Source organism: Rhodanobacter sp. Soil_C_14 (assembly GCF_057657335.1).
The window spans coordinates 873563-887946 of record NZ_JBDGIQ010000001.1; the positions used below are offsets into that span (position 1 = coordinate 873563).

General features: G+C 65.6%; 9 protein-coding genes. 4 read left to right on the top strand and 5 right to left on the bottom strand.

Annotated elements, in window-relative coordinates:
* Positions 1–13: 13 nt before the first annotated feature.
* Positions 14–1267, bottom strand: coding sequence for a serine hydroxymethyltransferase (gene glyA, locus AC3A56_RS04135; RefSeq protein WP_056717484.1), 1254 nt, complete (start codon positions 1265–1267; stop codon positions 14–16).
* Between the two features lie 271 nt (positions 1268–1538).
* Between glyA and AC3A56_RS04140 the strand changes: the two genes are divergently transcribed.
* The 3 genes from AC3A56_RS04140 (at position 1539) to ettA (ending at position 4852) form a co-directional block, all read left to right on the top strand.
* Complete coding sequence (locus AC3A56_RS04140) at positions 1539–2435, top strand: NmrA family NAD(P)-binding protein (RefSeq protein ID WP_487769422.1); 897 nt, start codon at positions 1539–1541, stop codon at positions 2433–2435.
* Entirely contained in the window at positions 2432–3040 is a 609-nt protein-coding gene (locus AC3A56_RS04145) for a TetR/AcrR family transcriptional regulator (RefSeq protein ID WP_487769423.1), read from the top strand. Before AC3A56_RS04140 ends, AC3A56_RS04145 begins: the two co-directional genes overlap by 4 nt.
* Positions 3041–3184: 144 nt before the next feature.
* On the top strand, positions 3185–4852 hold the full coding sequence (gene ettA, locus AC3A56_RS04150) for an energy-dependent translational throttle protein EttA (RefSeq protein ID WP_056717481.1): 1668 nt from the start codon (positions 3185–3187) through the stop codon (positions 4850–4852).
* 186 nt (positions 4853–5038) lie between these two features.
* Here the strand turns inward: ettA and AC3A56_RS04155 are convergent, their stop codons facing one another.
* The 3 genes from AC3A56_RS04155 to AC3A56_RS04165 form a co-directional block, all read right to left on the bottom strand.
* Positions 5039–6904 carry a glycoside hydrolase family 2 protein gene (locus tag AC3A56_RS04155; protein WP_487769424.1) on the bottom strand — a complete coding sequence of 622 codons (1866 nt, stop codon included), beginning with the start codon at positions 6902–6904 and terminating at the stop codon, positions 5039–5041.
* 3 nt (positions 6905–6907) lie between these two features.
* The gene (locus tag AC3A56_RS04160; protein ID WP_487769425.1) at positions 6908–9307 is read right to left on the bottom strand and encodes a GH92 family glycosyl hydrolase; all 2400 of its coding nucleotides are present in this window, start codon (positions 9305–9307) and stop codon (positions 6908–6910) included.
* A 68-nt stretch (positions 9308–9375) separates the two neighbouring features.
* Positions 9376–12558, bottom strand: a complete 3183-nt coding sequence (locus AC3A56_RS04165; protein WP_487769426.1) for a TonB-dependent receptor — start codon at positions 12556–12558, stop codon at positions 9376–9378.
* Between the two features lie 731 nt (positions 12559–13289).
* On the opposite strand from AC3A56_RS04165, the gene pyrF reads away from it, so the two are divergent.
* The gene (gene pyrF / locus AC3A56_RS04170; RefSeq protein ID WP_056763972.1) at positions 13290–14108 is read left to right on the top strand and encodes an orotidine-5'-phosphate decarboxylase; all 819 of its coding nucleotides are present in this window, start codon (positions 13290–13292) and stop codon (positions 14106–14108) included.
* Between the two features lie 35 nt (positions 14109–14143).
* Here the strand turns inward: pyrF and AC3A56_RS04175 are convergent, their stop codons facing one another.
* Positions 14144–14377, bottom strand: coding sequence for a hypothetical protein (locus AC3A56_RS04175; protein WP_056717476.1), 234 nt, complete (start codon positions 14375–14377; stop codon positions 14144–14146).
* Positions 14378–14384 lie beyond the last annotated feature (7 nt).

Here is a 14384-nt window from a genome sequence, read left to right on the forward strand (position 1 = left end):
CTCCGTTCCCGAGTCAACCGTAGACCGGAAACTTCTTGCACTGCGCCGTCACCGCCTCACGCACGCGGGCGATCACTGCCTCGTCGTCCGGCGCGTCCAGCACGTCGCAGATCCACTGCGTCAGTTCGATCACGTCCCCTTCCATGTAGCCGCGGGTGGTGACGGCGGGCGAACCGACGCGCAGGCCCGAGGTGACGAAGGGCTTGCGCGGATCGTTCGGCACGGCGTTCTTGTTGACCGTGATGTGCGCCTTGCCCAGCGCTTCCTCGGCCGCCTTGCCGGTGACTTCCTTGCCGATCATGTCGACCAGCATCAGGTGGTTCTCGGTGCCGCCGGAGACGATCTTGTAGCCGCGCTCGATGAAGGTCTTCGCCATCGCCTTGGCGTTCTTCACCACCTGGGCCTGGTAAGTCTTGAACGCCGGCTCCAGCGCTTCCTTGAACGCCACCGCCTTGGCCGCGATCACGTGCATCAGCGGGCCGCCCTGGATGCCGGGGAACACGATCGACTGCAGCTTCTTCTCGATCTCTTCGCCGGCGCCCTTGCTCACGATGATGCCGCCGCGCGGGCCGCGCAGCGTCTTGTGGGTGGTCGAGGTGACCACGTGCGCATGCGGCAGCGGGCTCGGGTACACACCGGCGGCGACCAGGCCGGCGACGTGGGCCATGTCGACGAAGAACAGCGCGCCGACCGAATCGGCGATCTGGCGCATGCGCGCCCAGTCGACCACCTGCGAGTAGGCGCTGAAGCCGCCGACCAGCATCTTCGGCTGGTGCTCGGTGGCGAGGCGCTGCACTTCGTCGTAGTCGATCAGGCCATTTTCATCGACGCCGTACTGCACCGCGTTGAACAGCTTGCCGCTGATGTTGACCTTGGCGCCATGGGTGAGATGGCCGCCATGGGCGAGCGACATGCCGAGAATCGTGTCGCCCGGCTGCAGCAGCGCCAGGTACACCGCCTGGTTCGCCTGCGAGCCGGAGTGCGGCTGCACGTTGGCGTAGTCGCAGTCGAACAGCTGCTTCAGCCGGTCGATCGCCAGCTTCTCGGCCACGTCCACGTACTCGCAGCCGCCGTAGTAGCGCTTGCCCGGGTAACCCTCGGCGTACTTGTTGGTCAGCTTCGAACCCTGCGCTTCCATCACTCGCGGGCTGGCGTAGTTCTCCGAGGCGATCAGCTCGACATGATCTTCCTGGCGGCGGCCTTCATCGGCGATGGCCTTGGCCAGTTCGTCGTCGTAACCGGCAATCGTGCAGTCCTTGGGGAACATTCTGACCTCGTGAAGTGGCGGGCGGGGAAGTTCGAAAGTGTAGCCCCGACGGGCGTTTCCAACCACCGATGGCGTCCGGCGGGATCACGGTTTGAACAATTGACTGACAGATATTGAAATCTGTCAGTCAATTGTCTAACATCGGCACGCGTCGAACGCAGCCCCGGGCCGACCCGCCAACCAGCAACGGCCATCCCCTGCACTCGCGGCGGCGCCCGACAGCCAGCCCGACACCGCTGGACACCCTCCCTCCCTTCTTCGAGGACATCACATGTACGCCATCATGGGCATCACCGGGCAGGTCGGCAGCGCCGCCGCGAAATACCTGCTGGAGCGCGGCGAGCGCGTGCGCGCCATCGTGCGCAACAGGAGCAGGGCCGCGGCGTGGGCCGCACGCGGCGCCGAGATCGTCGTCGCCGACTGGTCGGACGCGAAGGCACTGGCCGCGGCCTTCAGCGGCGTCGAAGGCGTGTTCGTGATGCTGCCGGCCAACTTCGCTCCCGATGCGGACTTCGCCGAACCGCGCGCCCTGATCGACACGCTGACCGCCGCCCTGCGCAAGGCACAGCCGCCGAAGATCGTGGCGCTGTCGTCGATCGGCGCCCAGCAGGAACGCGACCTGGGCCTGATCACCCAGCTGCACCTGCTGGAACAGGCGCTGGACGCGCTGCCGATGCCGCGCGCCCACGTGCGCGCCGCCTGGTTCATGGAGAACCTGCGCTGGGATGTGCCGCTGGCGCAATTCGAGGGGCGGCTTGCCAGCCACCTGCAGCCGCTCGACCGTCCGATACCGATGGTCTCCACCGACGACGTGGGCCGCACCGTCGCCAACACGCTCGAGGAAACCTGGTTCGGTCGCCGGGTGATCGAGGTGGAGGGTCCGCGACGCTACAGCCCGCTCGACATGGCGCAGTCGCTGGCCGCCGTGCTGGAGCACGACGTGGAGACGATCGCGATACCGCGCGAGCAATGGGCGGCGCGCTTCGTGGACGAAGGCATGCCGGCCGATCGCACCGCACCGCGCATCGCCATGCTGGACGGCTTCAACAGCGGCTGGATCGGTTTCGAGAAGCGCTCGACGGAACACGTCTGCGGCCGCATCCCGCTGGGTTACGTGGCGGACGAACTCGTCTGCGCCACGCTCGATGTGCTTGAATCGGCGGCATGAACGACTCCGTCCTCACCCCCGAACGCATCCTCGCTGCCGCCGAGGATGTCCTGCGCCGCTACGGCCCCGGCAAGGCGACCGTGGTCGACGTGGCGCAGGCGCTCGGGGTCAGCCACGGCAGCGTGTACCGCCATTTCGCCAGCAAGGCGGCGCTGCGCGAGGCGGTGCTGCGCGGCTGGCTGGCGCGGTCGATGGCGCCGCTGCAGGCGATCGCCAACAGCCGCACGCCGCCGCCGGCGCGCCTGCGCCAGTGGTTCTCCACCCTGCGCCAGGCCAAGCGTGACAACGTGCTGGGTGACCCCGAGCTGTTCGCCACCTACAGCGCGCTTGCGGCGGAAGCGGGCGATGCCATCGCCGAGCACAAGGGACGCATGCAGCAGCAGATCGCCTCGATCATTGCCGCCGGCGTGGCCAGTGGCGATTTCCGCCAGCTCGATCCCGCCGCCACCGCACGAGCCCTGTTCGATGCCACGGCGCGCTTCCACTACCCGGGGCTTTCCCACCTCTGGGGTCAACCCGGCGAGGACGCGGCGTTCGCCCAACTGCTCGACCTGCTGCTGTCCGGCCTGGCCCCGGCGCCCGCTCCGCCACGACGGCGCAAATAGCCGGGTAGGCCTGAGCGGGGTCAGAGTGCCTTTTCGTCCTGACGAAAAGGCACTCTGACCCCTCCTCGCCTATAATGCGCGGTTTGGTGAATTCCCTTTCCGCGCCCGCCTGTCGGCGGCGTGGTGCCCGCTTTCGGAGGTTGCATGAGCTCGCAGTACATCTACACCATGAACGGTGTCAGCAAGATCGTTCCGCCGAAGCGGCAGATCATCAAGGACATCTCGCTCAGCTTCTTCCCCGGCGCGAAGATCGGCCTGCTCGGCGTCAACGGCGCGGGCAAGTCCACCGTGCTGAAGATCATGGCCGGCGTGGATACCGACTTCCAGGGCGAAGCGCGCGCGCAACCGGGCACCAAGATCGGCTACCTGGCGCAGGAGCCAGACCTGAATCCCGAGAAGACCGTGCGCGAAGTGGTCGAGGAAGGCGTCTCCGTGATCCTCGACGCGCAGAAGCGACTGGAAGAGGTCTACGCCGCCTACGCCGAAGACGGCGCGGATTTCGACAAGCTGGCCAAGGAACAGGAACAGCTGGAAAACCTGCTGGCCGCCAACGACGCGCATGCGCTGGAACGCCAGCTCGAAGTGGCCGCCGATGCGCTGCGCCTGCCCGCTTGGGACGCCGTCATCGGCCCGCTGTCCGGCGGCGAAAAGCGCCGCGTGGCGCTGTGCCGCCTGCTGCTGTCCAAGCCGGACATGCTGCTGCTCGACGAACCGACCAACCATCTGGACGCCGAGTCGGTCGACTGGCTGGAAAAATTCCTGCACGACTACCCGGGCACCGTCGTGGCGGTCACCCATGACCGCTACTTCCTCGACAACGCCGCCGAGTGGATCCTCGAACTCGACCGCGGCCGCGGCATTCCGTGGAAGGGCAACTACACCGAGTGGCTGGAGCAGAAGGACGCCCGCCTGAAGCAGGAAGCGAACCAGGAGAAGTCGCGCCAGAAGGCGATCGCGAAGGAGCTGGAATGGGTGCGTTCGGCCGCCAAGGGCCGCCAGTCCAAGGGCAAGGCTCGCCTGGCCCGCTTCGAGGAACTGAACTCGGTCGACTACCAGCGCCGCAACGAAACCAATGAAATCTTCATCCCGCCGGGCGAGCGCCTGGGCCAGGAAGTGATCGAGTTCAAGAACGTGACCAAGTCGTTCGGCGACCGCGTGCTGATCGAGGACCTGTCGTTCAAGGTGCCGCCGGGTGCGATCATCGGCGTGATCGGTCCCAACGGCGCCGGCAAGTCCACCCTGATGAAGATGATCATGGGCAAGGAAACGCCGGACACCGGCGAGGTGAAGCTGGGCCACACCACCAAGCTGGCCTACGTCGACCAGTCGCGCGACGCGCTCGATCCGAAGAACAACGTGTGGCAGGAAGTCTCCGGCGGTTCGGACATCCTCACCATCGGCAACTTCGAGATCCAGTCGCGCGCCTACATCGGCCGCTTCAACTTCAAGGGCACCGACCAGCAGAAGATCGTCGGCAGCCTGTCCGGCGGCGAACGCGGCCGCCTGCACATGGCCAAGACCCTGCTGCAGGGCGGCAACGTGCTGCTGCTCGACGAACCGTCCAACGACCTGGACGTGGAAACCCTGCGCGCACTGGAAGACGCGTTGCTGGAATTCCCCGGCAGCGCGATCGTGATCTCGCATGACCGCTGGTTCCTTGACCGCATCGCCACCCATATCATCGCGTTCGAGGGCGACTCGCACGTCGAGTTCTTCCCCGGCAACTACAACGAGTACGAAGCCGACAAGAAGCGCCGGCTCGGTGACGAAGGCGCGCGACCGCACCGGGTGAAGTACAAGAAGCTGGCCTGATCGCCTGCCTGAACTGGCGGCACCCTCGCCCGCCTGACGGAAAATCGCGAACCCGCCGGATGTCGAACGGCGGGAAGATCGTTTGAAACCCTGCTGGCGCCCTGACCGGGTCGGGCGCTATCGCGCCCGTCGGTTCAGCCGTGGCGGCAGGCGGGCGAAGGGGCCGGGACCTGCCGCACGCGAGTCTCAGGGTTGCCCATTGGCGCGTATCGTCTCCGCGTTGATCGCACGCACCTTGGCAGCGTCCACCTTCTCGACCTTGCGGTCGTAGGTGAACAAGCCGTTGTGCTCGCCTTCGACGTCGGTGATCTGCGTATAGACGCTGCCGGACACACCGATGGCTGGACCCTTGTCGCGCAGCACGGCGGTATTGGCGACGTAGCCGGCGGTCAGCGCCGCGCTGTCTTTCACATCGCCGTACGGGTTGATGGCCGTGTTGGGCCAGACATGACCGGGAACGCCCAGGGTCAGGCCACCATGCTCACCGTCCATGGAGGCGCGCGTCGCGTCCGGGCTGGGCAGGCCGGGGCCCTGGTAGTCATGCACGTCGTAGACGTCGCCGGCGTGCGGATCTCCCTTGGTGTCGCAGCAATTGGCACCGCTACGCGCATCGACCAGACGCGAGGAATCGAGCTGCCTGATCTGCGCTGCCAGCTCGGCGGCGGCCGGGATGCTCCACTGACCCCAGCCCTCGTTGAACGGAATCCAGCCGATGATCGAGGTTTCGCCCTTGAGTTGCTCGATGATCGCCGAGACGTCGGTGCGGAAACCGGCCTTGTCGGCATCGCTGAGTTTGTCGTTGCTCCCGATCGGCAGCGCCGGCAGGTCCTGCCACACCATGATGCCGATGCGGTCGGCCCAGTAGTACCAGCGTGCCGGCTCCACCTTGATGTGCTTGCGGATGGTGTTGAAGCCCAAGTCTTTGGTCTTGCGGATGTCGAACCTGAGCGCCGCGTCGGTGGGCGCGGTGTAGATGCCGTCCGGCCAGTAGCCCTGGTCCAGTGTGGCCAGCAGGAAGGTCGGCTTGCCGTTCAGCACGATGCGGTTGCGCCCACCCACCTTCTCCACGGCAATCGTGCGCAAGCCGGCATAGTTGGTCACTTCATCGCGTTGATCGCCCTTGGCGAGGGTGGCCTTGAAGATGTACAGGAAGGGATCCGCCGGGCTCCACGGGCGCGGATGACCGATGGCCAGGCGCAGCGGCTTGCCGGCCGGTCCGCTCGCCTCGCCCACCGCCTTGCCATTCGCGTAGGCGACGACATGCAGCGTGGCGTCCTCGCCACCGCCTTGCAGCTTCGCAGTCACCGTGAAGGCGTCCAGGCTGCGCGCCGGCGTGAAGGTCAGTTGCGCCAGGCTGGTCGCCGGCACCGGTTCCAGCCACACCGACTGCCAGATGCCCGAGGCCGCGGTGTAGAAGATGCCTTCGGGTTTCAGCCGCTGCTTGCCGACCATCACATTGGCGCCGTCCACCGGCGCATGCACCGCGACGACGATCTCCTGCGGGCCTTGCGGGCGAAGCGCCTGCGTGATGTCCGCGCCGAAGGACGTATAGCCGCCCGTATGCCGGACCACCTGCTTGCCGTTGACATACACCGTGGCGTCCTGGGCCACCGCGCCGAAGTTCAGCCGCACATGCTGGCCGTGCGCCGTGAAGTCCGCCGGGACGTCCACCAGTCGCCGGTAGAACATGAAGTCCGCATGCATCTGCACGCCCGAGAGCACCGATTCGATCGGATACGGCACCAGCACCGAGTCCTTAAGCGCCTGGCCGAACGGCGGCGCCGTGCGACCGTCAACCGCCGCGTACTGCCACAGGCCGTTCAGGCTCATCCACCGGGGATGTTCCAGTGACGGGCGCGCCAGCTGCGGCCGCGGATAGTCGGGCAACGCGTTGCCGGGCGACACTTCGGCCGTCCACGGTGTCGCCAGCGGCGCCACCTTGCCGCTCCACGTGGCAGGCTTGTCCGCCGCCATCGCCATCGACGCAAAACCCATGGCCACGGTCATGCCGATCCAGGCGCGCGCACGCCATGTCTTGATGCTCCACGTCATCTGCTATTCCTCGTGAGTCTCGCCCCGCGCCGTCATGGAAGGCGGCGCATCGTGCGGGCCGGCGCCCCAGGCCTTGTTCGGCTCGGGACCCATCGTGAGCACCAGGGTGGCGCCGTTGGCGATGTCCGCATGGCTGAACCAGGGCCTGGTCCACGGCTTGACGTTGAGCGTCGCGGACTGGATGTAGATGTTCTTCGCCGAATTGTTGCGCGCGTCGATCTCGAGCACCTTGCCGTTGCCCATGCGCAGGCGGACCCGGTCGAAGATCGGGCTGCCGAGGATGTAGTCGGGGCTGGAGGGATCGACCGGATAGAAGCCCATCGCGCTGAGCACGTACCAGGATGAGGTGGAGCCCTGGTCGTCCATGCCGGGGTAGCCGTAGCCGGTGGCATCGCTGCCATACAAGTCGGCGAGGATGCGGCGCGTCAGCGCCTGCGTCTTCCAGGGCTGGCCGCTCCAGGCATAGAGATAGGCCGCCTGCTGGTCCGGCTGGTTGCCCTGCACGTACTGGCCGATCACGCCCGTGCAGTCGCGGCAGATGCCCTGGGGCTGGTAAGGCGTGGAGAAGAACGCATCGAGCTTGGCATTGAACGCGTCGCGTCCGCCGAGCAGGTCGATCAAACCCTGCACGTCATGCGGCACCAGCCACAGCGTGGACCACCCCGACGCTTCCTTCATCATGAAGTTGTAGTACGGCTCGGCCGGATCGAACGGCGAGATCCACTTGCCGTCGGCGGTCCTGCCGCGCATGAAGCCGACCGACGGATCGAATACGTTGCGGTAGTTCGAAGCGCGGCGCTCGAACATCGCCGCATCCTCCGTCTTGCCGAGCCGTCGAGCGAAATCCGCCAGTGCATGGTCATCCCACGCGTATTCAAGCGTGGTGGCGACGCCCGCCTTGCCACCGGCGTAAGGCGGGCTGGGGTTTCCGTCCGGCACGACGTCGGAGATCCAGCCCTGCTTTGCATACTCGGCCAGGTAGCCACGCGGCCCCTTCGGATCGGTGGCGTTCTTGCGCAGGTACTCGTAGGCGCCGGCGTAATCGAAATCGATGCCGCGCTGCCACGCACCGTCGTAGAGGAACACCGCGTGGTCGCCATGGAACGAGGTGTTCATGTAGCCGCGCTCGCGGGCGCGGTCCAGCTCGGAACGCATGATGTCCTTCACGACATTTGGCTGAAGCAACATCAGCAAGGTGATCTGGTTGCGTCCCGTATCCCAGAACGGCACCGGCCCGTAGTGATCGTAGTCCGCGACCTGGTCATGGCCGTCGGCGTCCGTATAGTGCTCACCCTTGCGGGCGATCATGCGCGGGCTGGCAAAGGAGTGGTAGAGCGTGGAATAGAAAAGCGTGCGCTGCTTCGGCGTGCCCCCGGTCACCTCGACGCGATCGAACAGTTGCGCCCACGCCGCACGCGCCCTGGCGTGCACGCGGTCGAAGTCCGCGTCGCTGTCCTGCGCCCTCAGCCGCTGTTCGGCTTCTTCGGCGCTATGGCCGTGGGCGATGCGCACCACCACCTGCTCGCCTGCCCTGGTGTCGAAGGTGAGATAGGCGCCCGCATAATCACCCGAGATCTTGCGGCGGCCAGCCTGCACATCTTCCCTGCCCAGCCCTTCGTCCTTGTCGGTGATCTCGGCGCGGAAGGTGCCGAAGCGGGCGAAGGACCGCGAGAACTCGGCAACGAAGAACGGGCCGTCCGCGTCCCTGTCCCGGCGCCCGGCGGTGGCGACACCACGCAGGGTGTGGTCACCGACCACCTCGACGTCGCCGCCTCCGCGCCGCAGGTTCACCACGACATTCGAGCGGTGGCTCTCGGGGAACGTGAAGCGCATCAGGCTGGTCCACTGCGTCGCCGTGAGTTCGGCGCGTGTGTGGAACGTCGCGAGGTCGACCGCGTAGTAACCGGGTGATGCCTTCTCGGTCGCCTTGTCGTAGTACGACGTCGCGTAGTCCGGCGGCACGGTCCAGTCGCCCACCACCGGCATGACCATGGGTTCACCGCGCGCGCCATAGGTCGAACCGCCGCCGGTGAAGCCGACCATCGCCGGGCGGCGGTAGTCATAGGCCACGGGCACGCCCGTGGCGAAGCCGAGGTCGGCGTTGATGTTGACCGGGGCCGCTTCCGTCGCGCTTTCCGGCAGGCTCGCGCCCGGCGTGGTCATGCCCGTGTAAAGCGGCTCGCCTGGCGGCGGCGCGTTTCCGATCCACACCTGCCGGTCCAATGGTGCGGTGCCGACCAGCGGATTGGCTTCATCGACAGCTGATTTTTCCTGCGCAGACCTGCCGCCATGGACTGGATGGTTTGCGGCGATGCATGGGACCGCGAAGGTCGCCAGCATCACGGCCAGGATGGTGCGCCCGTTGCGGAACGGTGCGCGGGAACGTGCGAGAGAGGGAAACATGGGGCTTCCAGAACGAGGGGCGGTCTTGGGGCCGGGCGACAAGGCCCGGCCCCACGCGTACTTCCTGCTTAACCGCCATCGCCGAATTTGTACGTCAGGCCCACGTAATACTGGCGGCCGGCGTACTCCAGCGAGTTCAACCGTGCCCGGGTGTCCGAGCCCAGGTACGAATGGGGCGTCGACTTGGTCAGGTTGATGATCGACGCGGTCACCATCAGGTGCTTGTTGAACTCGTAGTCGCCGTTCAGATCGATCTGGTGGTACGGCTGCGAGTAGATGGGCAGCCCCGCGGCCAGGCCCTGCATGGTGCGGCCGGTCCAGTTGTCGCTGGCACGCAACAACAGCCCATGCTTTTCATAGAACAGCGACACGTTGGCGGCGTACTTGGCGCTGCCGATCAGCTCCGACTTGCCGACCTGGGTATCGCCCAGCGAAACGGGGGTTTCGTTGGTCTTGTTGAGTGTGTAGTTGGCAATGTAGCCAAAGCCCGAGTCGAAGGTGTGCTGCGTATAGAGCTCGATGCCCTTGGACGTGCCCGAGCGGCCGTTGGCGTTGGTGCTGTACTGCAGGAAATTCTCCTGCGTGCCGCCGACATCCACCGTGATGTTGTTGACGGTGACCGGCACGACGAAATTCTTCACCTTCTTCTGGAACAGGTCGATGCCGACGACCGAGTGCGGCGCGTAATACCACTCGCCCGCCAGGTCGAACTGGGTGGCCGTGAACGGCTTCAGGTCCGCATTCGCGCCGCTGCCGTACCAGCCCGGCGGCGGGGCGCCGAACTGCTTGCGGTCGTTGTAATAGTCCACGGTGTTGTTGGTCAGGCTGCCGAGCTGGGCCAGGTCGGTGTAGTTGGCGCGGGCCATCGCCTGCGAGCCGGCGGCGCGCAGCACGAAGTCATCGGCGAAGGTCCATGCGATGTTGAAGCTCGGCAGCAGCTTGTTGTAGCGCTTGCGGGTAGAGGCGTTGGTGTAGGCCTCGACGACCGCCTGCTCGCGCGGAAGGTACTGGAAGTCGCCCGGTGCGCAGGCGCCGCCTCCGGCATTCACGCCGGAGGCCGGGCAGATCAGGATGTTGCCCGCCGCGTCGTGGTAATACACCGCGTTGTTGGTGGTGACCTCGTCGGCAACGGTGAGGTTCTGCTCCGTGCTGACGAAACGCAGGCCCACGTTGCCGCGCAGCGTGCCGGTGTCGAAGTTCGCCTGGACATAGGCCGCGGAGATCTTTTCCTGGATCGACGACTTGTTCTGGGGCTTGTTGTAGATCACCCGGTCATAGGTCGAATTGAGGTAGTTGTAGTAGGCGGGGAAATTGATCGCCGGGAAGGTGTTGTCGTTGTAGGCCTCGTTGTTGCCGTCGAGCGGGTTCGGCAGGAGAAAGCTGGCCGGCAGCTGGCCGGCATTGGGATCGCAGGTCTGGAACTGCTCCGTGGTGCCCTTGCAGTACCAGCGGACCTCGTTGCTCTGCTGTTCGGCGTGGTTGTCGCGATACTTGACGCCGAATTGCAGCGATTGCATCCAGCTGGAACCGAGAGCCAGCGTGAAGTCCGCCTGGGCGAAATTCTGCGAGGTGTCGGTGTTGACCATGTTGGAGCCGGTCGAGCCGAGATCCACCTGTCCCGCACCTGCCAGCATGTTCTGCAGCACGTCCGGCGAGGCGGTGATGGTCGGCTTGCCGTCCAGCGTCCACGCGGCGCCGTTGCTGCCGTCCACCCACTGGCCGTTGACGAAGTTGCGCGGCTTGGCCGCCATGCCCAACTCGATCGACGGGCCGCCGGTCGCCCAGGTGCGGCCGATGTTGAACGTGCCGCTGAGGGCGCCGCCGTTGTCCCACTCGCCTTCGAGGTTGAGCGTCTGCGAGGTGGCCTTCTCGACGGAATAGTTGCCGTTGAGCCACGGGATCTCGGTCGAGCAGACATCCACCGGCTGGCGCACCGCACCGGTGCTGGGATTGGTCAGCGCGTTGCAGCCCTGGCCTGCGGGCGGAAGCACGTAGTTCGCGCCGGTGACGACGGTATGCGACGGGTCGAACGTCAGGCCATTGGGCGCCAGCAGCCGGCCCTGCTGGTCCGTGAAGTTGCTGTTGCTGGGCAGGCCCCACTCGGGAATCTCGAGCGTGTTGGTGATCTGGGTCTGCTGGCGCTGGAAGCGGAAGTAGTTGCCCGTCAGCAGGAAATGATCACCGGGCTTGAACTGCATGGTGGCCTGGATGCCCTTGGTCTTCAGGTCCAGCTGGTTCCGGCTGGTGCTGAACTGCTGCGGCATCCAGTAACCGTTGTAGCCGTTGCCGGCCTGGTCGACCACGCCGCCGCCGGACCACAGATCGATGTTCGGTGCCACATCGGCGCCGTACGGATTGCCATGCACGTCTGTGGGCGGCGCGGTACACGAGGCGTGGTCGGTGCAGTCGTTGCTCCACCAGTGCCAGCTCGACGCGTTGGCCGTGTAGTCGACATCGCGGCGCTTATGGTACGTGCCGGCGACCAGGACGCCGAAGGTCTCGTCCTTGTTCTTCCAGGACCACAGCGCCGACACCTGGGGAGTGATCCTGCTGCTGTTGTCGGAGCCCGCCCCGTTGAGGGACACGAAACCGTCGTTCGCCTTCATCTCAAGCGGGCGGCGCGTGCGCAGGTCCACGTTGCCGCCGATGCCGCCTTCGTCCAGGCGCGCTTCCAGGCTCTTGTAGAGCTTGATGTCCGAGAACATGTTGGACGGCATCAGCGTGTAGTTGAACGAGCGCGTGAGGCCGGCGGAGGTATCGGCCGAGGCTACGTAGTTGCCGTTCAATTCCGTCAGTGTCAGTTCGGGCGAAAGGCCGCGGATGCTGACCGTCTTGCCTTCGCCGGACTCACGGCTGATGACCACGCCCGGCACGTGCGCAAGGGCATCGGCGATGTTCTTGGCGGGGAACTGCGCGATGTTCTGCGCATTGATCACCTCGACAATGGAATTCGCATCGCGTTTTTCCAGCATGTTCTGGTCGATCGACTGCGTGTAGCTGGTAACGACGACCGCTTGCAGATTGGTGGGGTTTGTTTTCTCCGCGGCCTTTTTCTTGCCTGACCTGGTTGCCTTTGCGTTGTCTGCAGCTTGCCCGGACGGCGGTGTCGCTGGCGCGCTTCCGGACGGCGGCGATACCTGTGCAGCATCGGCAACCCCGGACAGCCCCAGGGACCCGCCAAACGACAAGGTCACCAGAGCGAGCGCGGCATACAACGGCTTGCGGTTAGAGACGTGAGGCAGATGAGTCATTTCTTGATCCCCATTTGATGTGCGTCCTTCTGGAGTCAGCGGTGATTCCCCCCGGTTGATCACGTGCTGCCGGATGCGTGATTTGCAGTTGTGTTCTTTCCATCCCTGTCGAAATTGGATCGATCTAAATTTTGACCATCAAAACGGGTTGTCGACTTGACGGTGGCCTGCGCTTTCAAGGTCTTGGACGCACTTTCGAGAGTGCCCGGATCGTGTGCCGCCAAAGCGGCACGTCGCTGTTTGCCTGGAACAGGGACGGCTCGGCACGATTGTCCGCCGCTGCTCCTCCCTGCCTTGATCCGATCAATTCGTCCGGATCATTCGCACCGCGACATGACCTGGAATCACTTGATTTGGATCGATCTAAGTCCCTTGCGACAAATTAGTGCGCCGAAGACGCGAGATGTCACGCTGCGGCGCAAAAAAGCCATGAGCAAGCCGGGTAGGCGGCATCTCGAGGAGACGGCCACCGCAAGTCGCTCGGGCATCGGTTTCGCACAGGATGAGCGCTCCGGCGCCTGTTCTGCCGGATCCCGCTGGCACCCGAGCCCCTCTTACGCCTGCGCAACGCCAGCCAGGGCAACGCCGTACACATGCACGCCACCGCCCGGCGCGAAGCGATGTCCATGATTTGCGCGAGGCGTCGACACGACAGGGAACGCGAAGGCGACGCACGTGACCGAATGCGCTTCGCTAAACTACACGACCACTTTTCACCGGAGATCCACGCCATGCGCTTCCAAGACACCCTGCGGCGGCGCTGGGACGAACATGGCACCTTGGTCTGCGTGGGCATCGATCCGGAACCGACGAAATTTCCCGCACACCTGCGCGACACGCCTGACGCAGTGTTCGAATTTTGCCGGAGCATCGTCGACGCCACCGCCGACCTGGTCTGCGCGTTCAAGCCCCAGATCGCGCACTTCGCCGCGCTGCGCGCCGAGGACGCGCTGGAACGGCTGATCGCGCATATCCACGCGAAGCATTCCGGCGTGCCGGTGATCCTCGACGCCAAGCGCGGCGACATCGGCAGCACCGCGCAGCATTACGTCAGCGAAGCCTTCGAGCGCTTCGGTGCCGACGCGGTGACCTTGAACCCGTACATGGGTCGCGATTCGATCCAGCCGTTTCTCGACCGCGCCGACAAGGGCGTGATCCTGCTCTGTCGCACTTCCAATCCAGGCGGCGCGGATTTCCAGGCGCTGGATTGCAGTGGGCAACCGCTCTATCTGCGCGTGGCCGAGACCATCGCCCGCGACTGGAACGCGAACGGCAACTGCGCCCTGGTCACCGGCGCCACCTGGCCGGAAGAACTGGGCAAGGTGCGTGCGGCGGTCGGCGACATGCCGCTGCTGGTACCGGGCATCGGCGCCCAGGGCGGCGACGTGGAAGCGGTGCTGCGCCATGGCCGCACGGGCGATGGCGCGGGTCTGATGATCAGCTCGTCGCGGGCGATCCTGTATGCGGGAGATGGCGAGGACTTCGCGCTCGCCGCGCGTGCCGCCGCCAGCGAACTGCGCGACACCATCAATCGTCATCGGCACGATTGAATGAGGCATGCGCCGGCGCGTAGCCGGCGCATGCGTCACACCGCGGCGGACTTCGCCGCGTGCTGCATCTTCGTCTTCAGGTCGAGCGCGTCCGCCGCATCAAGCAGCGCGCGCGCAAAGCTGCGCACCTCGGCCGGCCGCAAGGCATACCAGTTGCCACTCTTGCCCACCTCGGCCAGATTGCGTCCCGCGCGCGACACGCAATGCGGCCGGAAGATCACCATGCCGGTCAGCGACTCCGAACTGATGTCCGCAGACACGATCTGCATGTGTGTT